20 protein-coding genes are annotated in these 21,866 nt (G+C 62.6%); 12 read left to right on the top strand and 8 right to left on the bottom strand.

All coding sequences use genetic code 11. The features are described from left to right. Window positions 1-4 precede the first annotated feature (4 nt). The 4 genes from U4Y88_RS19255 (at window position 5) to U4Y88_RS19270 (ending at window position 4,701) form a co-directional block, all read left to right on the top strand. The gene (locus U4Y88_RS19255) at window positions 5-1,228 is read left to right on the top strand and encodes an efflux RND transporter periplasmic adaptor subunit (RefSeq protein ID WP_224012399.1); all 1,224 of its coding nucleotides are present in this window, start codon (window positions 5-7) and stop codon (window positions 1,226-1,228) included. Then, window positions 1,225-2,805, top strand: coding sequence for an efflux transporter outer membrane subunit (locus tag U4Y88_RS19260; protein ID WP_415774464.1), 1,581 nt, complete (start codon window positions 1,225-1,227; stop codon window positions 2,803-2,805). The genes U4Y88_RS19255 and U4Y88_RS19260 overlap by 4 nt, the downstream gene beginning before the upstream one ends. A gap of 114 nt (window positions 2,806-2,919) precedes the next feature. Continuing rightward, complete coding sequence (locus tag U4Y88_RS19265) at window positions 2,920-4,188, top strand: MFS transporter (protein ID WP_321785685.1); 1,269 nt, start codon at window positions 2,920-2,922, stop codon at window positions 4,186-4,188. Window positions 4,189-4,515: 327 nt separating this feature from the next. Next, complete coding sequence (locus tag U4Y88_RS19270) at window positions 4,516-4,701, top strand: hypothetical protein (protein WP_224012397.1); 186 nt, start codon at window positions 4,516-4,518, stop codon at window positions 4,699-4,701. A gap of 197 nt (window positions 4,702-4,898) precedes the next feature. On the opposite strand, the gene U4Y88_RS19275 is transcribed toward U4Y88_RS19270, so the two are convergent. Together U4Y88_RS19275 and mgrA are read right to left on the bottom strand one after the other, a co-directional pair. Beyond that, on the bottom strand, window positions 4,899-6,017 hold the full coding sequence (locus tag U4Y88_RS19275) for a fatty acid desaturase family protein (RefSeq protein WP_321785687.1): 1,119 nt from the start codon (window positions 6,015-6,017) through the stop codon (window positions 4,899-4,901). 201 nt (window positions 6,018-6,218) lie between these two features. Beyond that, window positions 6,219-7,262: an L-glyceraldehyde 3-phosphate reductase gene (mgrA, locus tag U4Y88_RS19280; RefSeq protein WP_224012395.1), complete on the bottom strand. Its 1,044-nt coding sequence runs from the start codon at window positions 7,260-7,262 to the stop codon at window positions 6,219-6,221. A 230-nt stretch (window positions 7,263-7,492) separates the two neighbouring features. Between mgrA and U4Y88_RS19285 the strand changes: the two genes are divergently transcribed. Then, window positions 7,493-7,699, top strand: coding sequence for a DUF3185 family protein (locus U4Y88_RS19285; protein ID WP_321785689.1), 207 nt, complete (start codon window positions 7,493-7,495; stop codon window positions 7,697-7,699). A gap of 166 nt (window positions 7,700-7,865) precedes the next feature. Here the strand turns inward: U4Y88_RS19285 and U4Y88_RS19290 are convergent, their stop codons facing one another. Beyond that, the gene (locus U4Y88_RS19290; RefSeq protein ID WP_321785691.1) at window positions 7,866-8,630 is read right to left on the bottom strand and encodes a phytanoyl-CoA dioxygenase family protein; all 765 of its coding nucleotides are present in this window, start codon (window positions 8,628-8,630) and stop codon (window positions 7,866-7,868) included. Window positions 8,631-9,270: 640 nt separating this feature from the next. Between U4Y88_RS19290 and U4Y88_RS19295 the strand changes: the two genes are divergently transcribed. Then, window positions 9,271-9,600: a hypothetical protein gene (locus tag U4Y88_RS19295; RefSeq protein WP_405044957.1), complete on the top strand. Its 330-nt coding sequence runs from the start codon at window positions 9,271-9,273 to the stop codon at window positions 9,598-9,600. A 110-nt stretch (window positions 9,601-9,710) separates the two neighbouring features. On the opposite strand, the gene metK is transcribed toward U4Y88_RS19295, so the two are convergent. After that, window positions 9,711-10,898, bottom strand: a complete 1,188-nt coding sequence (gene metK, locus U4Y88_RS19300) for a methionine adenosyltransferase (protein ID WP_065061891.1) — start codon at window positions 10,896-10,898, stop codon at window positions 9,711-9,713. Between the two features lie 267 nt (window positions 10,899-11,165). Between metK and U4Y88_RS19305 the strand changes: the two genes are divergently transcribed. Further along, the gene (locus U4Y88_RS19305) at window positions 11,166-12,050 is read left to right on the top strand and encodes a lipid A biosynthesis lauroyl acyltransferase (RefSeq protein ID WP_321785693.1); all 885 of its coding nucleotides are present in this window, start codon (window positions 11,166-11,168) and stop codon (window positions 12,048-12,050) included. Window positions 12,051-12,180: 130 nt separating this feature from the next. On the opposite strand, the gene U4Y88_RS19310 is transcribed toward U4Y88_RS19305, so the two are convergent. From U4Y88_RS19310 to U4Y88_RS19325, 4 genes are read right to left on the bottom strand one after another with little or no spacing between them, the layout of a single operon-like run. Continuing rightward, window positions 12,181-12,849, bottom strand: a complete 669-nt coding sequence (locus tag U4Y88_RS19310; protein WP_321785694.1) for an HAD-IA family hydrolase — start codon at window positions 12,847-12,849, stop codon at window positions 12,181-12,183. Further along, window positions 12,846-13,622, bottom strand: coding sequence for a glycosyltransferase (locus U4Y88_RS19315; protein WP_321785696.1), 777 nt, complete (start codon window positions 13,620-13,622; stop codon window positions 12,846-12,848). Before U4Y88_RS19315 ends, U4Y88_RS19310 begins: the two co-directional genes overlap by 4 nt. Before the next feature lie 25 nt (window positions 13,623-13,647). Then, on the bottom strand, window positions 13,648-14,472 hold the full coding sequence (locus U4Y88_RS19320) for a phytanoyl-CoA dioxygenase family protein (protein ID WP_321785698.1): 825 nt from the start codon (window positions 14,470-14,472) through the stop codon (window positions 13,648-13,650). Window positions 14,473-14,521: 49 nt separating this feature from the next. Beyond that, window positions 14,522-15,748 carry a DegT/DnrJ/EryC1/StrS family aminotransferase gene (locus tag U4Y88_RS19325; RefSeq protein ID WP_321785700.1) on the bottom strand — a complete coding sequence of 409 codons (1,227 nt, stop codon included), beginning with the start codon at window positions 15,746-15,748 and terminating at the stop codon, window positions 14,522-14,524. Window positions 15,749-16,336: 588 nt separating this feature from the next. Here U4Y88_RS19325 and dapF point away from each other — a divergent pair. The 5 genes from dapF to U4Y88_RS19350 all read left to right on the top strand — a co-directional run bounded on the left by dapF (window position 16,337) and on the right by U4Y88_RS19350 (window position 21,687). Further along, window positions 16,337-17,203 carry a diaminopimelate epimerase gene (gene dapF, locus U4Y88_RS19330; protein WP_321785702.1) on the top strand — a complete coding sequence of 289 codons (867 nt, stop codon included), beginning with the start codon at window positions 16,337-16,339 and terminating at the stop codon, window positions 17,201-17,203. A gap of 164 nt (window positions 17,204-17,367) precedes the next feature. Beyond that, complete coding sequence (locus tag U4Y88_RS19335) at window positions 17,368-18,069, top strand: DUF484 family protein (RefSeq protein WP_224012389.1); 702 nt, start codon at window positions 17,368-17,370, stop codon at window positions 18,067-18,069. Between the two features lie 40 nt (window positions 18,070-18,109). Further along, a complete protein-coding gene (gene xerC / locus U4Y88_RS19340) occupies window positions 18,110-19,048 on the top strand; it encodes a tyrosine recombinase XerC (protein WP_224012388.1) in 939 nt (312 codons plus the stop codon). Between the two features lie 130 nt (window positions 19,049-19,178). Beyond that, window positions 19,179-20,384: a class I SAM-dependent rRNA methyltransferase gene (locus tag U4Y88_RS19345; RefSeq protein ID WP_224012387.1), complete on the top strand. Its 1,206-nt coding sequence runs from the start codon at window positions 19,179-19,181 to the stop codon at window positions 20,382-20,384. A 211-nt stretch (window positions 20,385-20,595) separates the two neighbouring features. Next, window positions 20,596-21,687, top strand: a complete 1,092-nt coding sequence (locus tag U4Y88_RS19350; protein ID WP_321785704.1) for a GTP-binding protein — start codon at window positions 20,596-20,598, stop codon at window positions 21,685-21,687. Window positions 21,688-21,866 lie beyond the last annotated feature (179 nt).

Raw genomic sequence — 21,866 nt, forward strand, 5'->3', positions numbered from 1 at the left:
GACCATGCACGCTGAAGCGCCGCCTCCCGATTCCCGCGAACCTGGCGAAACTCGCCGCGCGCGGCGCTGGCCGTTCGCGCTTGCGGTGCTCGTCGTGATCGCGCTCGCGGCGCAAGGCATCTGGTCGCGACATAGCGCGCACGCGGCGCTCGAAAAAGACGCGCAACGGGCCAGCGTGCTCAGCGTGCAGGTGGTCTCGCCGCAGCGTTCGGCGCACGCGCTCGACCTCGTGCTGCCCGGCAACGTGCAGGCCTTTCTCGACACGCCGATCTACGCGCGCACCAACGGCTATCTGCGCAAGTGGACCGCCGATATCGGCGCACACGTGAAGGCGGGCCAGCTGCTCGCGGAAATCGACGCGCCCGAAGTCGACGATCAATTGCGCGCCGCGCGCGCCGATCTCGCGAACGCCGAAGCGAACTACGCGCTCGCGAAAACCACGGCCGACCGCTGGACGCAGATGCTGCAAAACCGCTCGGTCTCGAAGCAGGAAACCGACGAGAAAGTCGGCGACATGCTCGCGAAGAAAGCCACGCTCGATGCGGCGCGTTTCAACGTGTCGCGGCTCACGCAGTTGCAGTCGTATCAGCGCGTGACGTCGCCGTTCGACGGCATCGTCACGGCGCGCAACGTGGACGTCGGCGCGCTGATCGACGCGGGCAGTTCGGGCGGTCCGCAGAAGGAGCTTTTTCACGTGGCGCAGGCCGACCGGCTGCGCGTCTACGCAAACGTGCCGCAAGCCTACGCACAGCAGATCAAGCCCGGCGCGCACGCGTATCTGACGCTCAACGAAACGCAGGGCGCGCGCTATCCGGGCGTGATCGCGCGCACGGCGGGCGCGGTCGATCCGCAGCAGCGCACGATGCTCGTCGAAGTCGACGTGAACAATGCCAGCGGCGCGCTGCTGCCCGGCGCCTACGCGCAGGTGCATTTCGCGCTCGACGGCGAGGCGACGCCGCTCACGCTGCCCGGCAACGCGTTTCTGTTCCGCCCGCACGGCGTGATGGTCGCGACCGTCGACGCGAACGCGCGCGTGAAGCTCGTGAAAGTCACGCTCGGCACCGACTTCGGCACGCGCGTGGCGGTCGCCGACGGGCTCGATGCGCAGGCGCGCGTGATCGTCAATCCGCAGGATTCGATCGTCGACGGGACGCCCGTGCGGATCGTCGCGCCGAAGGCGAACACCAAGCCAGCCCAACCCGCCGGTTCGGAGGCGGAAGGATCATGACGCGGCGCGTGTTCAATCTCGCGGCGCGCGCCGCGTCCATGGCCGCGTGGATGGTTCCGCTGAGCGCGCTCGTCGCGGGCTGCAAGGTCGGCCCCGACTACGTGCGCCCGACGGCGGACGTTGCTGCTACGTATAAGGAAGTCGACGCCACAGAACTCGACAACACCGGCTGGACGCCCGCCCAGCCCGCCGACGCCGCGTCGCGCGGCGCGTGGTGGCAGATTTACGGCGACGCCCAGCTCGACGCGCTGGAAACGCGCGTCGGCGAAGCCAATCAGAACGTGCAGGCCGCGCAGGCGCGCTTTCGCGCGGCGCGCGCGAACGTCGCGCAGCAGCGCTCCAGCTTCTTTCCGGTCGTGACGGCCGGCGCCGGTTTTTCGCGCACGCGCACTTCGGAAAACCTCGCCTACACCTCGAAGGCCGGGCGCACGATCAACGACTACAGCGTGGGCCTCGACGCCACCTGGGAACCCGACGTCTGGGGACGCGTGGCGCGCAGCGTCGAAAGCGCGCGCGCCAACGCGCAGGCGAGCGCCGCCGACATGCAGGCCGTGCTGCTCTCGATGCAGGCCGAACTCGCAACCGATTACTTCGAACTACGAGGCATCGACCGCGAGCGCCGCCTGCTTGACGACACGCTCGCTGCCTATCGCGAGTCGCTCGCGCTCACGCAGCATCGCTACGACGGCGGCATCGCCACCGACGCCGACGTCGGCCAGGCGCAGACGCAGTTGCAGACCACCGAAGCGCAGGCGATCGATCTCGGCGTGCAGCGCGCGCAGCTCGAACACGCCATCGCGATTCTCGTCGGGCAGCCGCCTTCCACGTTCACGCTCGCCGCGCTGCCCGGCGCGCCGCTGTCGGCGCAGCCGTTCGCGTCGCCGCCTGGCGTGCCGTCGACGCTGCTGGAGCGCCGCCCCGACATCGCCGCCGCCGAGCGCCGCGTGGCCGCCGCCAACGCGCAGGTGGGCGTGGCCACGGCCGCGTTCTTCCCGAGCCTGATGCTCGCGGTCACAGGCGGCCTGGAGGCGACCAACTACAGCCAGTGGCTCGTCGCGCCCGCGCGCTTCTGGTCGCTCGGCCCGGCGCTCGCGGGCACGCTGCTCGACTTCGGCGGACGCGAGGCGGTGCGCAACGAGGCGCGCGCGCAGTACGACGCCAGCGTCGCGCAGTATCGGCAAACCGTGCTCGACGCGTTCGGCCAGGTCGAGGACAACCTCGCGGCGCTGCGCGTGCTCGAACAGGAAGCGGTGGCGCAGGACCGCGCCGTGGATGCCGCGAAGCGCACGCTCGCAATCGTCGAGGATCGCTACAAGAACGGCGCGATCACGTATCTCGATGTGGTGGTGGCGCAAACCACGGCACTCTCGAACGAGCGCGAGGCGGTGACGATCGCGCGTCGGCGGCTCGCGGCGAGCGTCGCGCTCGTGAAAGCGCTGGGCGGCGGCTGGAACGCGGTGGCGCTGGCTTCGGTCGATGGCGCAACGCCCGCGTCCGCTTCGGTTGCCCACGCAACGACAGACGCAACGGCGCACGCAACGACGAACGCCGCCCCGCCCGCTGTTTCGCACGACTGACGCTTTCGCAAAGCGCACCGCGCGCCGCGCGCCGCGCACTGCAAATCGGCGCGGCACGGATCGTGCAACAGGCGTATCGTTGCGCCTTTGCCATTTTCCGCAGGAGTTCCAGTCGTGACCGCATCACCGGGCGCCGACCGCAAGACCGCGCCCAGCAGCGCCTCCGCCGCTTCTCCCAGCGCGACCCTTCCCTATATCGAGCGCGGCACGCCCGCCTTCTGGCGCGCGAGCCTCGCGCTGCTGTTCGCGGGCTACGCCACGTTCTCGCTGCTCTACTGCGTGCAGCCGCTGCTGCCCGCGTTTTCGCAGACCTTCGGCGTGAGCCCGGCGCAAAGCAGCCTCTCGCTGTCGTTTTCCACGGCCGCGCTCGCGGGCGCGATCTTCGTCGCGGGCTTCTTCTCCGAAGGCTGGAGCCGACGCACCATGATGACGGCCTCGCTGACGGCCTCGTCGCTGCTGACGCTCGCCGTCGCGTTCGTGCCCCACTGGCAGACGCTGCTCGTGCTGCGCACGCTCGAAGGCATCGCGCTCGGCGGCGTGCCCGCGGTCGCGATGGCCTGGCTCGCCGAGGAAATGCACCCGGAGGGCCTCGGCCTCTCGATGGGCCTCTATGTGGGCGGCACCGCCATCGGCGGCATGGCCGGACGTGTGATCACCGGCATCTGCACCGACCTGTTCGGCTGGCGCGTGGCCGTGGCCGTGATCGGCGTGCTGGGGCTCTGCTCGATGTTCGCGTTCCGCTCGCTGCTGCCGCCGTCGCGCCATTTCGTGCCCAAGCGCGGGCTCGGCTTCTCGCATCACCGCGCGGCGCTCATGCGCCACTTCGGACGGCCCGGCCTGCCCGTGCTGTTCGTGATGGGTTTCGTGCTGATGGGCAGCTTCGTCACGCTCTACAACTACATCGGCTACCGGCTGATCGCGCCGCCGTACAGCATGAGCCAGGCGGCCATCGGCGCAATCTTTCTCGTCTATCTGACCGGCGTGGTGGCCTCGCCGTGGTCGGGCCGCATGGCCGACACCTTCGGACGCGGACGTGTGCTGATCGCGAGCCTCGCGCTGATGCTCGCGGGCGTCGTGCTGACGATGTTCACGCCGCTGTACGCCATCGCCGCGGGCATCGCATGCCTGACGATCGGCTTCTTCGCGGGCCACGCAGTGGCGAGCGGCTGGGTCGGCCGCCTCGCGCGCGAAGCGAAGGGCCAGGCCGCGGCACTCTACTTGCTCGCCTATTACCTGGGTTCGAGCATCATGGGTTCGGTGGGCGGCCACTTCTGGGCCGGCTGGGGCTGGGGCGGCGTCGCGAGTCTGGTCGCCGTGCTGCTCGTGGCAGGTCTGGCGCTGGCGTGCGTGCTGCGCGCACGGGAACGCGACGGAGCGGCGTGATCGCTCAAATGCGGCGTTTCAGGTGGCGCCTCGGTGGCGTTTTAAGCGGTATTTGAAGCACCCCGCATCGATTCGAAAGCTGTTCGTAACCTGAAGGCGCTGCGTGCACGCGCCGCACGGCGTGGGCCGCGACGCCGCCAAGTCCCGCCACGCGGGCCTGCGCGGCTGTGCGGCGGCGCACACGCGGCTCGCTCGCGAGGCGTCCGGTTTGCAAGCCTCACCTATACTCGATTCAGGCCCGCAGCCGCAGCGCCGCACACCGTGCGATAGAAGAAACCTCGATTGAACGCGCCGCGCCCTGCCGCCCCACGAAAAAAGGAGACGAGCATGCAAGGATATTTCACGATCGGCGATTTCGTGATGATCATCCCGATGGCCCTCGCCGGCGCGCTCTTTCTCGGCGCCTTGCCCTGCGCGACCGAATTCCGGCACAACACCTTGCGCGTGATCGGCGCGCTGATCGGCGCAATGGTCGCGGTCGCGCTGGTCGAAACGCTGCCTGTGCTGATGTAGCGCATCGCAGCGATCCAGGCGGTGCGGGACGCGCGGGCTTTTGGGGGTTCCGCGTGTTTCGCGTGCTTGTTGAGCGTGCCTGATGGCGCTTGAGTACGCTTGAGTACGCTTGAGTGCGCTTGAGTGCGTTCAGGCGCGCTCAGGTGCATTGCGCCGCGCCTTCGCGTGCGTGCCGATGACGCGCGCGCCGCGCGTTTTCAGCGCGCACCGCCCGCACCGACTCCCGGCTGCAATCCCTTGAGCTGACGCAGCGCCGCGCGCCAGTACGGCTCGCGCGTCTGCGCGCGCGCGGCGTCGCCGTGATCGTCGACATCGGCATATTCGGCGTTAGCGAGCACCGGCAGCGCAACCCACGGCAGCGTCGGATGCAGATGATGTTGCCGATGCAGATGATGGTTCATCAGCAACACGCCGATCACGCGCGGCACCCGAAAGTCGCGCGAGCGCCCCGGCTCGTCGAGCGCGACGCCGTAATGCGGCAGGTTATCGGCGAGCGAGAGCCACAGGCCGCGCGCGAACATCGCTGCCACGAGCACCGGCCACGCCTTCCCGTACAGCGCGAACGCGCACGCATACAGCGCCAGCGAACCGAGCCAGTCGCGCCGCGCGCGACGACGCTTCTGCGGATCGGTCGCGTGATTCACGAAGAGACGCTGCACCTGCACGTCCTCGGCGCTCGCGCTTTCTCCGGGCGTGCCCACGCCGCGCGCGACCAGCGCGTGCGCGAGACGCACCGGCACGAACGCGAGCAGCGGCACGAGCAGTTCGCCCACATACAGCCCGCCGAGCAGCCGCACGTACCACGCGAGGCGGCGCAGCCAGCGCGGGCCGCGCGCATCGTCGACATCGGGACGATCGAAGGCCTCGCGCGTGAAGCGGTGATGCATCAGGTGTCCGAAACGCACGGCGTCGAACGGCATCGCCATGCCGATCGCCAGCAGCCGCGCGACGATCTCGTTGGCGCGCCGCGAGCGCAGCAATTGCCCGTGGATGCCTTCGTGAATCAAGCCCCAGTGGATCGGCGTGGCGAGCACGACCGGCACGAGCGTCGCCATCAGCGCGAAGGACGGCCCGCCCGCCGCGCGCAGCAGCAGCGGCAAACCGAACAGTTGATACGCGAGCGCGAGCGTGGCGGCGGCGATGAGCGCGGCGTTGGCGCGCAGATCGGGCGCACGCCGCGTGGCCGTCCGGGCGGACGCGCGCGGCGCGGTGGAAGGCTTGACGGCGGGCGGTACACCAGGTGGTACATCGCGTTGAACAGCAGGCGGCGCAGCAGGCAACTCGCCCAGGGTGCGCACGGCGCTCGTCGACTCCATCGGCAATCCTCAGTGCAAAGACTGCCGCGACGTTAGCAGCGCTCCATGACAGTCCCAGGACGCGCGGCCTTCAGCGCCGCAAGCCTCGTCACCGCGCATTACAGCGCTCGCGTGACATCACCGGTGCCGAATAAAAAACGCCTCGCAGAAAGCGAGGCGCGAGGGTGCTGCGTCAAGCGCCCGCGAAGCAGGCGCGCACGATCAGATGTGCTGATCGGTCGACGGCTTTTCCCACAGATTCACGCCGCCTTCGGTCGCGTAGCGATCGATCTCGGCCAGTTCCTCCGCCGAGAATTCGAGGTTCTTCAGTGCGGCGACGTTCTCGCGCACCTGCTCCGCGCGGCTCGCGCCGATCAGCGCCGAGGTCACGCGGCCGCCGCGCAGCGTCCACGCGATCGCCATCTGCGCGAGGCTCTGGCCACGGCGCTGCGCGAGATCGTTGAGCTTGCGCACGTGCTCGATGTTCTGCCCGCTCAGGTGCTCGCTCTTGAGCGAGCCGCCGCCCGGACGGTTCACGCGCGCGTCTTCCGGCACGCCGTTCAGATACTTGTTCGTGAGCAGGCCCTGCGCGAGCGGCGTGAACGCGATGCTGCCGGTGCCGATGTCTTCGAGCGTGTCGAGCAGGTCGTGCTCGATCCAGCGGTTGAGCAGGTTGTACGAGGGCTGATGGATCAGCAGCGGCACCTTGTATTCGGCCAGCAGCTTCGCCATTTCACGCGTCTTCTGCGCCGAATACGACGAGATGCCCACATAGAGCGCCTTGCCCTGCTGCACGGCCGTGGCGAGCGCGCCGGCGGTTTCTTCGAGCGGCGTTTCCACGTCGAAACGATGCGAATAGAAGATGTCGACGTAATCGAGGCCCATGCGCTGCAGGCTCTGGTCGAGGCTCGCGAGCACGTACTTGCGCGAGCCGCCGCCCTGGCCGTACGGACCCGGCCACATGTCCCAGCCAGCCTTCGACGAGATCAGCAGCTCGTCGCGGTACGGGCGGAAATCGTCCTTGAAAATGCGGCCGAAATTGGTTTCGGCGCTGCCGTACGGCGGGCCGTAGTTGTTTGCCAGGTCGAAGTGCGTGATGCCGAGGTCGAAGGCCGTGCGCAGGATGTCACGCTGCGTCGAAATCGGCGTGGTGTCGCCGAAGTTGTGCCACAGGCCGAGCGAGAGCGCCGGCAGCTTGAGTCCAGACTTGCCGCAAAAGCGGTATTGCATCTCCGAATAGCGTTCAGCAGCTGCTTCGTAGGCCATCGTTTGAATCCTCGACGAGAACAGGTTTTCAGGAAGTCCAGCGGCGGCGCTAGATGGGCGCGAACGCCGCTCCAGCAGCGGTTTGCGCCCCGCTCGACACACCGCGCGGGCTGCCATGTTAGCCAATCCGCGCGATGCGTGCAGAGGCCCATCATGTGGGATGCGAACATGGACGCCGCCGCGCGGCTCGCCTACACTGCGGCGTCCGTCCAACCCCCGGGAGGTCTCTTATGATGAAAGCGGTTTCGTTCGCGCTGATCGCCTGCGGCGTGGTGCTGCTGTACTTCGGCGGCCAGTCGTTTCACTCGTTCTCGAACGACGTTTCGCGCCTCGTGACGGGCGCGCCCACCGACCGCACGATGACGCTGATCATAGCCGGCGTGGCCGCGACCATTGCGGGCATCAGCGGTCTCGCGCTCAGCGGACGCCGCCGCTAGGCGCTGTTGCCAGGCGCTGTTGCCAGGCGCTGTTGCCAGGCGCTGTTGCCAGGCGCTGTTGCCAGGCGCTGTTGCCAGGCGCTGTTGCCAGGCGCTGCTGCACCACGGGCGCGATGCGTGATGCGCGCCATGCACGCGCCCGTTTCTTATCGCCGGCTTCGCAACGTCAAACCAGCTTCACCTCGGGCTTCGACGCCGAACGCGAACCCGGCAGCGGCACGTTGCTCGCGCCGTGATACGTGTAGACGAGCGAAAACTTCACGTCCTCGCTCTGATTCTGGCCCGCCGAATGCAGCGTGTTGCAGTGGAAGAACACCACGTCGCCCTTTTGCAGCGTAGGCGAGATGGCCTGCTCGATCCACGCCTGATTCTCGGGCACGTCGGAACGGAAGAACTTCGCGGCATCGAAACTCGACGACGTGAACGGCGCCGTATGCGAGCCCGGCACGAACCACAGCCCGCCGTTCTCGACCGTTTCCGGCCCGAGCGCGAGCCACACGGAAACGAGATCGTCGCGCTCGAACGACCAGTAGCGCACGTCGCGATGCCAGCCCGTGAGGCTGCCGTACGCGGGATGCTTGGTCATCATGCAGTTGTGATGCACACGCGAGAGCACCGGCTCCTCGCCGAAATAGAGCTCCATCCAGCCCGCGATCTCGGGCGACGTGGCCCACGCGGCGAATTGCGGATGACGCCCGTAAGCGTCGAGCAGACGCCGCACCGTATGGCCGCCCGGCGCGTCCTTCGAGTCCGGCGCGCCCGGATAGCGCAGGTCGGCTTCGAATTCGACGGGCGCCTGCGCCGCCTTCAACTGCTCCTGCGCGATGCGCTTGAGTTCGTCGCAACGCTCGGGCGCGACGAGGCCCGGCACGATCACGAAGCCGCGCTCGCGCAGCGCCTGCACCTGTTCTTTCTTTGAGTGAACTGACATGAGACTTCCGTTATTCGAGGCCTGCGAAGGCTGCGCACCGAAGCGGCTCCGATGACGCGCGACGTGCGCAGCGGCGGCGCCGCGAGGCCTGCTGGCCCCAGCGCGCGCCGATCGTTCGATTGTAAAGCGTGCGGGCTTGCGCGGAGGCAAGCGTTAGCCATCTGGATGATGTGAGTGCGCACGAAATCCCGCTCACGCGTCGAACAAACGTCGAACAAACGGCGGATAAACGGCGGATAAACGGCGGACAAGCGCGGAGCACGCCGATGGCGCACACGCACCGCGATGGCGAGAAAGGGCGCGATGACATGCCTCTTTCTTGAGCACACGCGGGTATTAACCGACTTTCTGGCGTCACGATTCGCGTGTAGTCTGCGCGCATGCAGTTTCATCGCACTTCACCTCCAATGCGCGGACGGACCGCCAGCCAGGCCTTGCCCAGCAAGGCGCTCGCCTCTCCCGGCCGATCCCGGCGCTCATCTTTACGCCCTGCGCACGCCCCGCGTTGCGCCGCGCGAATTCCGCTATCGTGACTCCCTCGCAAACAGGCACGTTTGGTGCTCGAAGCATCATGTCGCGCGAGGCGCAAACCGAACCTGATTCCACACACACCATGGATACCCTTTTCGATACCCGCCGTATGACTCGCGCCGCGCTGAAGGCAGCGCGCCCCCGCCGCCACGTCGTGCGCGCGCTGCGCCATCACGCCGCGCGCACGCGCGCGCTCGCCCAGCATGTGCGCGAAGCGCGGCCCGTCGACGGCATGCGCGCCTGGTTCCACGCGTTCTTCTCGGTGCTGCGTCAGCGCGCCGGTTCGCGCCACTTCTCGCTGCGCACGCTGCTCTATCGTCCGAACACGACGCTGCGCACGCTCGCCGCGCCCTCGACCGTCCACACGGCGCGCAACACGCGCCGGCCGCGCCGCATGGGCGCGAGCAGCGAGGGCTGGTTCGGCTTCGCGATGCGCTGAAATCCGCGCTCGATCCGCGCTAAAAACAAAAAACCCCGCACAGGCGCGAGCCCTGCGGGGTTTTTCATGTGCGTCCGACGCCGCTGGCGCGGCATCGAACGACGGCGTGCTTACGCCAGCGCGACGACCGGTTCCGTGCCGGCCGCTTCGGCCAGCGCGAGCGCCTTGTCGGTGGCTTCCCACGAGAATTCCGGCTCTTCGCGGCCAAAGTGGCCGTAAGCAGCGGTCTTTTCGTAGATCGGACGCAGCAGGTCGAGCATCTGGATGATGCCCTTCGGACGCAGGTCGAAGTGTTCGCGCACGAGCTTCGTGATAGTCGCGTCCGAGACCTTGCCGGTGCCGAACGTGTTGACCATGACCGAGGTCGGCTCGGCCACGCCGATCGCGTACGAAACCTGGATCAGGCAGCGCGACGCGAGGCCGGCGGCCACGATGTTCTTCGCGACGTAACGGCCGGCGTAGGCCGCCGAGCGGTCGACCTTCGACGGATCCTTGCCCGAGAACGCGCCGCCGCCGTGCGGAGCCGCGCCGCCGTACGTGTCGACGATGATCTTGCGGCCCGTGAGACCGCAGTCGCCTTGCGGGCCACCGATCACGAAACGGCCGGTCGGGTTCACGAGGAACTTGATGTCGCCCTTGATCAGGTCGGCCGGCAGCACCGGCTTGATGACTTCTTCGATCACGGCTTCGCGCAGCGTGCCGAGGTCGATGTCCGGCGAATGCTGCGTGGACAGCACGACCGTGTCGATCGCGTGCGGCTTGCCGTCGACGTAGCGCACGGTAACCTGCGACTTCGCGTCCGGGCGCAGCCAGGGCAGACGGCCGTCGCGGCGCAGGTTCGACTGGCGCTCGACCAGGCGGTGCGAAAGGTGGATCGGCAGGGGCATCAGCTCGGGCGTTTCGTCGCACGCATAGCCGAACATCAGGCCCTGGTCGCCTGCACCTTGATCGAGGTTGTTGTCGTGCGCGCGGTCCACGCCTTGAGCGATGTCCGGCGACTGCTTGTCGTAGGCGACGAGCACCGCGCAACCGCGGTAGTCGATGCCGTAGTCGGTGTTGTCGTAGCCGATGCGCTTGATCGTGTCGCGCGCGACCTGGATGTAATCGACGTTGGCCGTCGTGGTGATTTCACCGGCGAGCACGACGAGACCCGTGTTGCAGAGCGTTTCCGCTGCAACGCGCGAGTATTTGTCCTGCGTGAGGATGGCGTCGAGGATCGCGTCCGAGATCTGGTCGGCGACCTTGTCCGGATGGCCTTCCGAAACGGATTCGGAGGTGAAGAAATAGTCGTTTGCCACGTGTAAGGCTCCTTGTAGCTGGTGACGGTGGTACTCACGTTGCCAGCTTCGGGCCTCGAAGCGGCGACGCTTTAGCGGATTACCTGACCGGTGGGCCTGCAGATCGGTCGATTGAACGATGTGCGGCAAACCGGCTTCGCCCCGCAAGTTGTCAGTTAACTCGGCGAAGCCCGTATTATAGCGACTTCCCTAATTTGTCGCAGAGTCGCCGCGCGTGTTGTCAATCGCCTTCTCCAGTTCGTTCATTTCACTCATGGGAGCCGCATCATGCTCGGCAAGCTAGGCTCCCGTTTCGCCATCGGTCTGCTCAAACTGTTCGCGATCCTGCCCTATGGTTTCGTCGCGCGTCTCGGCGACGGCCTCGGCTGGCTGCTTTATCAGATCCCGAGCCGCCGCAAGCGCGTCGTGCACACCAACCTGCGCCTGTGCTTCCCCGAATGGAGCGACGAAAAGCGCGAGGACGTGGCCGGCAAGCATTTCCGCCAGGCCATCCGCAGCTATATGGAGCGCAGCGTCCAGTGGTTCGGCTCGGCGAAGAAGCTCGAAAAGCTCATCCAGCTCGACAGCGAAGTCGATCTCACCGATCCCGACCTGCCGCCCACGCTGTTCCTCGGCCTGCATTTCGTCGGCATCGAGGCGGGTTCGATGTTCCTCAACTACTCGCTGCATCGCCCCTGCGGCTCGCTGTATCAGCCGTTCTCGAACCCCGAATTCGAGGCCGCCGCGAAGGCCGGCCGCAGCCGCTTCGGCGCCGAAATGGTGAGCCGCGCGGACAGCGCGCGCGCCGTGCTGCGCTGGCTGCGCGACAGGAAACCCGTGATGCTCGGCGCCGACATGGACTACGGCATGCGCAACTCGACCTTCGTGCCCTTCTTCGGCGTGCCCGCGTGCACGCTCACGGCGGTCGGGCGTCTCGCGAAAGTGGGCCATGCGCAGGTCGTGCCGTTCATCGGCGAGGTGCTGCCCAATTACAAAGGTTATCGGCTGAAAATCTTCAAACCTTGGGACAATTACCCCACGGGTAACGACGAAGAAGACGCGCGCCGCATGAACGCCTTCCTCGAGGAGCAGATTCCGCGCATTCCCGAGCAGTATTACTGGGTCCACAAGCGCTTCAAGACGCGGCCGGACGGCGAACCGAGTGTGTACTAAGAGGCGATCGACAGCACGATACTTGCGACGAAAAATCGCCGTAAATAGTTAGCGTCGCTGAAGATTTATTTCCGACGTCGAATGCGATGAAGAGTTACGTCGAAAATTTCGACGTAACTCTTCAGGACCATTAGCCAATGTTGCGCCGCGAAGCAAGCGATGCAACCGTAACGCTCAAACTGCCTGTTTGTGCATTAAGCGTCACTTGTCGCCAGTCCGCGATTCTTGCCTCGATACCTGGGATATCCGGCCCAAACATGCCCACTTGTACTACTTTGCAACCCGCCGTTAAAGCACTTTCAATCCCAGCAGCGGCGTCCTCAAATACAAGACATTCTTGCGGGTGCATTTGCAATCTCCGTGCAGCATTTAGATAAGGTTCTGGAGACGGTTTGCCTTGAACAACACTCTCTGACGAGATAAGAATCTTTGGTAGCGGCAAGTTGCAAAAATTCATTCGATGCAACGCGACCTTTCGACTAGCCGATGTCACGAGCGCCCAAGGACTTCCGCCTAACCCGCTCAAAAAATCCGATGCACCGATTACACTGCATATTGATTTCGAGTACTTGATTTCCAGATTATCAAGTCGCTGAATCTCATTTATCGGATCGAGATGAGGTGCCACTTTTTCAATAACATCTCGAGAACGGACACCGTGGCAAATCTTCAGAACGTCCTGCAGATTGATATTATGAAATTCGCACCAAAGACGCCAAACAAGCTCAACATCATCTATTGACTGGATTAAGGTGCCATCCATATCCAGAAGAATCGATTTCGCATTAATTGAAATCACCTCTCCCCTCCCGAATTTACCCCCATATTCAATAAACCTCCCTTTACACCCCAATACATCCTCACAAACAGAAGATCAAATATCATTTTTCCATAATTAACCGACGTTTTTATAAAGCGCCAATTCTCCCGCGTATCCTGCCAATTTATCGAGATTTGACCAATTTTTCTCCGAAAAATTTTGGCGAGATACAAAATTTCCGCATCAAATGCATAACCATTAAGACGCTGATTTGCAAATATTTCCTTCGCGACCTCACATTTAAATATTTTGAACGGGCACTGCGTATCGAGAATAGAAGAATCAAATAATTTATTGTACAATTTCAAAAATACTCGACTTCCAACCGAACGATACGAATTTGCGCGAATAGAGTTTAAGGAATATCGCTCCCCGATTATCATATCGACGGCGTTATCACGCATCCGCTTGTAGGCCACAAGAAAATCATCAACGCCAACGGGAAAATCAATATCGGAATAAAATATGAAATTTCCACTAGCAAGGTCTACACCACGCCTTACGCTATAACCTTTGCCGAAATTCCCTCCATTGGAAATCAAAGTCACGCCTTCGTCCATCCCGCGGATCTCGCGCATCTGAATATCATAATAATCATTCACAGAACAATCATTAACAATTATCAATTGCACGTCGCAATGCCGTCTTATTTCATTTATTTTTCTAATTGTCGACAGCATTACCGCAGAGCTTTCGTTATAGCGGGGAAGAATGATGGAAATGTCCGCGCCTTTCTTGCGAAATTGATTCATCGAAAACCTTTTTATGATAAAAATTTCAGATTCCCAATAATTTTCTTCCAATTTCTGATAATTTTATTTCAGAAGTATCCTGCGACTTCTCTTTCATAACTGGAAATGGTTTTCCGGTTATCGAAGTGGTTGGCAGTCCACATCTGTAAGCCTCAATACGATCACGTCGCTCACGAGCACTAATATCTCGCTCAGGAAACATAGTGAAGTACTGCGCGAGCCTAGGCTTTTTTGACCGATTTGGGCGATTACCATGAGGCAACGCACCATGAAAAATAACAAAGTCACCCGCCCGGAGATTAATATTTTTTATTTCCATTCCCGTCACATCGGGAAATCGAGAATTGTAATCAGGCGGTTGCCTGGATAGCCAATCATCGATAATTAAATGGAAACCTGGTACGCATTGAAACCCTCCCGCATCACCATTATCGTCGCTTAAACAAAGGAGACCTTGTGGCTTGAAAACCGATGGGCGTTTCGCGACCTCGAAATCCCAATGAACAAACCCCTCATAAACCCAATTATCGGTGACCGGAGGGTTTAAATTAACACGATCAACGCTAACCAATAAATCATCATCTGAAAATAATTCCCGATAAATCTGATAAATAAGCTCGTTTTGCCTGTTATCCCAAAGAGTTTGGTGATGATAAAACGGTATCCGCCCCATTTTGTCTATCCCGGAACGATTGCGAATTAGAGGGTCATACCAAGTATCCGCACGAAGTGGATCCATTTCCAGGAATTCAAATATTGCATCAACAGTGCGCCCTACCTGCTCCATTGGTACAACCTTAGGCAAAACTATGTAACCGTCTTCATTCCAGCTTCTAAGATAATTTTTCACACTTCCTCACATTCAAAAAATTAATAAACAAATAATTGAAAACTCGCGGTTACACGCGATGTCTTCGTAGAACTTCAATTAATTTTTCTGCACAAAAGACAATATGTTCTTCATTCCAGCTAGGATGCAGATAAAGGCTAATTGTGCGGGGAAGAAGCGAACGGGCGACCTCACATACCACATCCCGATAATTAACCGAATCGGGAGAGGTATACTCTTCAGAATGAAACGGAAAATTAACGCTTCCGAACCCCCTAAGTTCCCGAAATGCCTTTTCTCCATAGGCCTCCGGCCACTGTATCTTGAACGCGGGTGCACCTGCGATCTTCAAATCACGCAAAATATCTTCGGCGATGCAGTCTAAGTTTTCGAGATTTAAAATAATTGGATATAACCAGTAAGCATTTTCTCTATCGCCACTATCAAACGGGAGCTTACTAATCTCAGGAATGGCCGCCAACATAGTGTCGTAGATATGAGCAAACTTCCTTCGACGCACCATATTCCAGCCATCGAAGCGCTTTAACTCATTAATTCCGATAATTGATTGAATCTCAGTCATGCGATAGTTAAAGCCCACCCTGTTGTGTACATGCCACGACACCTCTTCGAGGGCTAAGAGATCAAATTTCCTGCGCACATCGAAACCATGATCGCGAAAAGCGCGACATTCCCAACCCAAATCACTATCGCTGGTTATTACCATGCCGCCCTCGCCACCCGTCGTGAAATGCTTTCCCTGACAGAAGCTGAATGTTCCAACATCACCGATTGTCCCGACTGCCCTCCCCTTATATTTCCCTCCCAAACATTGGGCAGCATCTTCAATTACCTTCAAATTAAATTTCCGTGCGATGTCTAAAATGGGATCCATATCGCACACCACACCATACAAATGGACCACGATAATCGCTTTAGTGCGGCCGCTTATCAGCGACCTTATCTTCGAAGGATCAATTGTGTGATCGTCTGTTGTGTCACAAAATACTGGAATTGCACCAGCCTGCAGCACCGCAAATGACGTCGCAATGAATGTATATGAGGGGACAATCACCTCATCCCCTGGACCAATATTCAATGCCCCCAAAGCAATATGTACTGCTGACGTGCCTGAGTTACAGGCTATCGCCATTTCAGACCCCGCCCAACTGGCGAAGTTTTCTTCAAACTCCATTCCTCGGCTGCCAGTCCAATAATTCACTTTTCCAGATAGCAAAGGTTGTTGAATATCCCCCAAGGTTTGCTCTGCAAAGCACGGCCAATTCGGAAATTTCATTTTATTCACCAATTTATTAATTTAGGAAAACTAACTGAATGGGGCTACAAATATCTTTATTTGGCGACAATCCACCGCCATCTAACAAAGATACGCGTTTATCATGTCGAAATAATCGATGCACCGAGCTCAGAGAAACGCCATAACAAGCTAGCAAAGTCCATCAACACTCCGACACCAGGGGATCCTCCAAGCGGGATTTAAGAATTATCTTGTATTCGAGTACTTCAATATGACCTCATAGCACGTCGCCCGCCCCACATAAATCAACAACATTTCGTCACAAATCAACCTGAGATATTAATATCTCGCCCCAAAGTTAATCCCCAAACCCCTCAGACCACATCTTCTAACGAAGTTAAAATTCGACTGAGCTTGGCAAATCCAATGGGAAACTTGCTGTTGAGGGCAAGGAGTACAATCGAGACGCGAAGGAGGCCGTCACCCTCCCGATCGCCTACGACTCGGACCTCTAAAGCATGTATGATCCGCGGTCGGGTCCCGCTCGCAGATCGCGTGACGGATTAGTGGGACATTGGTATCAGCGTCTACTCATCGAGTACAGGTCAAACGATGGCCTGCAATATCTTGAAACTCAAATTCACCAAGATGCACGGCGCGGGCAACGACTTCGTCGTGCTCGACGGCTACACCGAAGACCTCGCGCTCACGCCCGAGCGCGTGCGCGCGCTGGCCGACCGCCACTTCGGCGTGGGCGCCGATCAGCTGCTGCTGGTCGAAAAGCCGACGATCGACGGCGTCGACTTCCGCTATCGCATCTTCAATTGCGACGGCGGCGAGGTCGAGCATTGCGGCAACGGCGCGCGCTGCTTCGTGAAATTCGTGCGTGATCGCCGGCTCACGAGCGCGGACAGCATCCGCGTGCAGGTGCAGAACGGCGTCCTCACGCTCGTCATGCAGCCGAACGGTGAAGTCGTGGTCGACATGAGCAGCCCGATCTTCGAACCGGCGCGCGTGCCCTTCGACGCGAGCGGTCTCGACGGCCGTCGCGAAGGCAACGACACGCTCTGGCCGATCGACGTGAACGGCCAGACGCGCTGGATCTCCGCGGTGTCGATGGGCAATCCGCACGCGGTGCAGGTGGTCGAGAACGTCGAAGCGTATCCGGTGCTCGCCGAAGGTCCGCTCGTCGAAACGCATCCGCGCTTCCCGAACAAGGTCAACGCCGGCTTCATGGAAATCGTGTCGCGCAACGAAGTGCGTCTGCGCGTGTTCGAGCGCGGCGCGGGCGAGACGCTCGCGTGTGGCACGGGCGCGTGCGCGGCAGTGGCGGCGGGCATTCGCCGCGGCCTGCTCGACTCGCCCGTGAAGGTCCACACGCACGGCGGCACGCTCACGATCGACTGGAACGGCGCGCGCGACGAAAGCTCGGCGCTCTTTATGGCCGGTCCGGCCACGACCGTCTTCGAAGGCGAAATCGAGCTGACCGTCTGAGTCGGCGCGAGTTTGCCCGAACCCGCGCGCGCCCGATCGACTTCGTTTGAGGCGCAGCGGGAACACGCATCACTCATCAGCAGTAACCACGCAGCAACACCGCAGCATCGCATCACGCATGGCGCGCCGCCGCGCGCCGCTTCTTCACCGAAAGCGCCTACAACATGAACGATCGCGAAGTCGCCGACTATCTGCTCGCCCACCCTGATTTCTTCGTCGAGCACGCCGAGTTGCTGGCGACGATCAAGCTCGGCAATCCGCACGGCAAGGCCGCCGTGTCGCTGCAAGAGCGCCAGATGGAAATGCTGCGCGAAAAGAACAAGCATCTCGAACTGCGTCTGGCCGAGCTGCTGCGCTACGGCCACGAGAACGACAGCATCGCCGCGCGATTCGTGCGCTGGACCTCGCAGGTCGTCGCCGAGCGCGATCCGCACGCGCTGCCGCGCACGATCGCCGGGCAACTGCGTGCCGAATTCGACGTGCCGCTCGCGGCGCTGCGCGTCTGGGACGTCGCCGACGCCTACGCGCAAGCGAGCTTCGCGAAGCACACGGGCGAGGAAGTGCGCCTCTTCGCCAACAGCCTCGACGTGCCGTACTGCGGCGCGAACACCGGCTTCGAAGCCGCGCAATGGCTCGCCGCCGCGCCCGGCGCGGAAGGCGAGGAGCAGCCGCCGCAGTCGGTCGCGATCGTCGCGCTGCGCCGCCGCGCGAACGAAGAAGAGGACGATCCGAGCGGCGACGCCTTCGGCCTGATCGTGATGGGTTCGCCCGATCCGCGCCGCTTCCACGACGGCATGGCGACCGATTTCCTGCGCCAGATCGGCACGCTCGCAAGCTCGGCGCTCTCGCGCCTGCTGCCGCACTGACGCGGCCGCGCTGCAACCGCACCGCAACCGCACTGAAGCCGTGAACGCGTCCGATCCGATCGCCGACTACCTCGCCGAGCTAGAGCACGTGCGCCGCCTGTCGGCACACACGCTGCGCGCCTACGCGCACGAACTCGACGAGCTGAAGAAGCTCGCCAACGGCCGGCCGCTCGAACGCGTCGAAGCCGCCGAGGTGCGCGGCGCAGTTGCGCGCGCGCACGCGGGCGGGCTCGCGGCGCGCTCGATCGCGCATCGGCTGTCGGCGTGGCGCGCGTTCTACCGCTGGTACGCGGGACGCGTCGACCTCGACGCGAATCCCGTGGCGGCCGTGCGCGCGCCCAAGCGCGCGAAGACGCTGCCGAAGGCGCTCTCCGTCGACGACGCCACGCGCCTCATGGAAGCGCCGCCGCCCGCCAGCACCGGCGCGGACAGCATCGAAGCGCTGCGCGATCACGCGATGCTCGAACTGTTCTACTCGTCGGGCCTGCGCCTCGCGGAACTGGTCGGGCTCGACGTGCGCTATATCCGCCGCGACGGCTACGAGTCGGCGAGCTGGTTCAAGCGCGACGCCGCCGAAGTCGAAGTGCACGGCAAGGGCAACCGCCATCGCATCGTGCCGGTGGGCAGCAAGGCGCTCGCCGCGCTCGACGCCTGGCTCGCGGTGCGCGATTCGTGGATCAAGCACGACGACGCGCCGCTCTTTATCTCCGTGCGCGGCAACCGCATGGCGCCCGGCGTGGTGCGCGAGCGCGTCAAGCGCGCGGCGCTCGCGGCGGGCATTCCGGCGAACGTCCATCCGCACGTGCTGCGGCACTCGTTCGCCACGCACCTGCTGCAATCGAGCGGCGATCTGCGCGCGGTGCAGGAACTGCTGGGCCATGCGAGCATTTCGGCCACACAGGTCTACACGTCGCTCGATTTCCAGCATCTCGCCAAGGTCTACGACACCGCCCATCCACGCGCGAAAAAGCGGGACTAGGCGGCGATTGGCACCTCCGGCTCGGCCGGTCCAGAAACTCCGGCGCGCGCGTGATCCTCAACGACCACGCGGCGCGCCCGCAAGCGGCAGGCGCAACGCCCGCCGCCGCATCACCTTTAGCGAAGCCATCATGAATATCGTCACCCTCAAGCCGTCGAAAGAAAAATCCCTGCTGCGCCGCCATCCGTGGGTCTACGCGAACGCGATCGAGCGCGTCGAAGGCAAGCCCGCGTCCGGCGCCACGGTGATCGTGCGCGCCCACGACGGCCGCTTCCTCGCGCGCGCCGCCTACAGCCCGCATTCGCAGATCCGCGCGCGCGTCTGGAGCTTCGACGAAAACGAACCCATCGATCACGCGTTCTTCAAGCGCCGCGTGCAGCGCGCGCTCGCCCATCGTCAGGCGATGGTGCGCGACACCGGCGCCGTGCGCCTGATCTTCGGCGAGGCCGACGGCCTGCCCGGCCTGATCGTCGACTGGTACACCGAAGATGTCGCGCAGAACGCGCGCGGCCAGCTCGTCTGCCAGTTCATGGCGGCCGGCGTCGAGGCGTGGAAGGACGCCATCGTCAACGCGCTGACCTCGGTCACCGGCTGCCCGAATGTCTACGAGCGCTCGGACGTCTCGATCCGCGACAAGGAAGGGCTCGAACAGATCACCGGCCTGCTCGCCGGCGACGAACCGCCCGAGACGATCATTGCGAGCGAGAACGGCGTGCGCTATCACGTCGACGTGCGCAACGGCCACAAGACCGGCTTCTACGTCGATCAGCGCGACAACCGCGCGCTCGTGCAGACCTGGGCGCAAGACCGCGACGTGCTCAACTGCTTCTGCTACACGGGCGGCTTCTCGCTCGCGGCGATGAAGGGCGGCGCGAAGCGCGTGGTGTCGATCGACTCGTCGGGCGAGGCGCTGAACACGGCGCAAAAGAACGTGCAGGCCAACGGCTTCGACGCCGACCGCGCGACCTGGCTCGACGCCGACGCCTTCAAGACGCTGCGCCGACTGCACGAGGAAGGCGAGCGCTTCGACCTCGTGGTGCTCGATCCGCCCAAGTTCGCGGCGTCGCGCGAGCACGTGGACCGCGCCGCGCGCGCCTACAAGGACATCAATCTGACCGGTTTCAAGCTGCTGCGTCCGGGCGGCCTGCTGTTCACGTACTCGTGCTCGGGCGCGATCGACGCGGAGCTGTTCCAGAAGATCGTCGCGGGCGCGGCCGCCGATGCGAAGGTCGATGCGCGCATCGTCAAGCGCCTCGGCGCGGGCGTCGATCATCCGCTGCTCACGGCGTTCCCGGAAGGCGAGTATCTGAAGGGTCTGCTGTTGCAAATCGCCTGAGGCGGCCTTATCTGCGCTTGAGTTCGCGAGCGGCGCTTAGCGGCGCTTTAATGGCAGCCTCGATGCGGTTTCGACCCCGATTCGAAGCCGCGCCAGCGCCCTCGCCGCAGATATGTTTCAATAGATAGTTATGTTGTAACACCGCGAGACTCCGGCACGCGGGCGTCCGCGCGGCGCCGCGCCCACACGAGACACTTACCAGGCAAAAAGCATGGCAAACAGCATGATTCCCGTCACGATCCTGACCGGCTTCCTCGGCAGCGGCAAGACCACGCTGCTCAAGCGCATCCTCGGCGAAAACCACGGCATGAAGATCGCCGTGATCGAGAACGAGTTCGGCGAAGAGAATATCGACAACGAAATTCTCGTGCAGGACAGCAACGAGCAGATCATCCAGATGAGCAACGGCTGCATCTGCTGCACGATCCGCGGCGACCTCTCGCGCGTACTCGCCGACCTCGCGCAGCAAAAGCGCGACGGCAAGCTCGACTTCGAGCGCGTTGTGATCGAGACCACGGGCCTCGCGAATCCGGGTCCGGTCGCGCAGACCTTCTTCATGGATAACGAGATCGCCGACGAATTCCTGCTCGACGCGATCATCACGCTGGTCGACGCCAAGCACGGCAACAAGCAGCTCGACGAGCACGAAGTGGTGCAGCGCCAGGTCGGTTTCGCCGATCGCCTGTTCATCACGAAGGCCGACCTCGTCGATGAGAAGGAAGTCGCCGACCTGCGTCACCGCGTGCTGCACATGAACCCGAAGGCGCAGGTGCGCCAGGTGAATTTCGGCGAAACCGACATCAAGGAAGTGTTCGATCTGCGTGGCTTCAACCTGAACGCCAAGCTCGAAATCGACCCGGACTTCCTCGCCGAAGACGAGCACGACCACGCGCACGATCATCACGATCACGGCGACCACGCCGATTGCGATCACGATCACGGCAAGTGCACGCACGAAGGCCACGACCACGGCCATCACAACCATCACCACGCGCATCACGACGACAAGATCAAGTCGTTCGTCTACCGCAGCGACAAGCCGTTCGATCCGAACCGCCTCGAAGACTTCCTCGGCGGCATCCTGCAGATCTACGGCGAGCGCCTGCTGCGCTACAAGGGCGTGCTCTACATGAAGGGCGTGGACCGCAAGGTGGTGTTCCAGGGCGTGCACCAGATGATGGGCAGCGACCTCGCGGCCAAGTGGCTGCCGATCGAGAAGAAGACCAGCAAGATGGTGTTCATCGGCATCGAACTGCCGCAGGATCTGATCACCGACGGCCTCGACGCCTGTCTCGTGAAGTAAGCACGGACTCCGGCACGGCGTTTTCGTCGTGCGCGCCGCATCACGCCCGGCTTCGCGCCGGGCGTTTTTGTTTGCGCGCGCCACGATCGCGGTTTTGAAACACGCCTTGAGGCCCACGTCGAAACTGGCCCGAAGCTGGCACAAAACTGGCGCGCAACGGACTAAAACCGACTCGAAGC

Origin of the sequence: Paraburkholderia sp. J94, assembly GCF_905220285.1 — a bacterium.
In the GTDB taxonomy this organism is placed as follows: domain Bacteria; phylum Pseudomonadota; class Gammaproteobacteria; order Burkholderiales; family Burkholderiaceae; genus Paraburkholderia; species Paraburkholderia tropica_A.

What these genes read in the sequence shown, in the direction of transcription:
- U4Y88_RS19260 (WP_415774464.1), top strand. Translation starts at nt 1,225, where the DNA reads ATGACGCGGCGCGTGTTCAATCTCGCGGCGCGCGCCGCGTCCATGGCC.
- U4Y88_RS19345 (WP_224012387.1), top strand. Translation starts at nt 19,179, where the DNA reads ATGAATATCGTCACCCTCAAGCCGTCGAAAGAAAAATCCCTGCTGCGC.
- U4Y88_RS19290 (WP_321785691.1), bottom strand. Translation starts at nt 8,630, where the DNA reads ATGTCAGTTCACTCAAAGAAAGAACAGGTGCAGGCGCTGCGCGAGCGC.
- U4Y88_RS19350 (WP_321785704.1), top strand. Translation starts at nt 20,596, where the DNA reads ATGGCAAACAGCATGATTCCCGTCACGATCCTGACCGGCTTCCTCGGC.
- U4Y88_RS19295 (WP_405044957.1), top strand. Translation starts at nt 9,271, where the DNA reads ATGACTCGCGCCGCGCTGAAGGCAGCGCGCCCCCGCCGCCACGTCGTG.
- U4Y88_RS19255 (WP_224012399.1), top strand. Translation starts at nt 5, where the DNA reads ATGCACGCTGAAGCGCCGCCTCCCGATTCCCGCGAACCTGGCGAAACT.
- U4Y88_RS19285 (WP_321785689.1), top strand. Translation starts at nt 7,493, where the DNA reads ATGATGAAAGCGGTTTCGTTCGCGCTGATCGCCTGCGGCGTGGTGCTG.
- U4Y88_RS19335 (WP_224012389.1), top strand. Translation starts at nt 17,368, where the DNA reads ATGAACGATCGCGAAGTCGCCGACTATCTGCTCGCCCACCCTGATTTC.
- U4Y88_RS19305 (WP_321785693.1), top strand. Translation starts at nt 11,166, where the DNA reads ATGCTCGGCAAGCTAGGCTCCCGTTTCGCCATCGGTCTGCTCAAACTG.
- U4Y88_RS19315 (WP_321785696.1), bottom strand. Translation starts at nt 13,622, where the DNA reads ATGAATCAATTTCGCAAGAAAGGCGCGGACATTTCCATCATTCTTCCC.
- U4Y88_RS19275 (WP_321785687.1), bottom strand. Translation starts at nt 6,017, where the DNA reads ATGGAGTCGACGAGCGCCGTGCGCACCCTGGGCGAGTTGCCTGCTGCG.
- mgrA (WP_224012395.1), bottom strand. Translation starts at nt 7,262, where the DNA reads ATGGCCTACGAAGCAGCTGCTGAACGCTATTCGGAGATGCAATACCGC.
- U4Y88_RS19270 (WP_224012397.1), top strand. Translation starts at nt 4,516, where the DNA reads ATGCAAGGATATTTCACGATCGGCGATTTCGTGATGATCATCCCGATG.
- U4Y88_RS19325 (WP_321785700.1), bottom strand. Translation starts at nt 15,748, where the DNA reads ATGAAATTTCCGAATTGGCCGTGCTTTGCAGAGCAAACCTTGGGGGAT.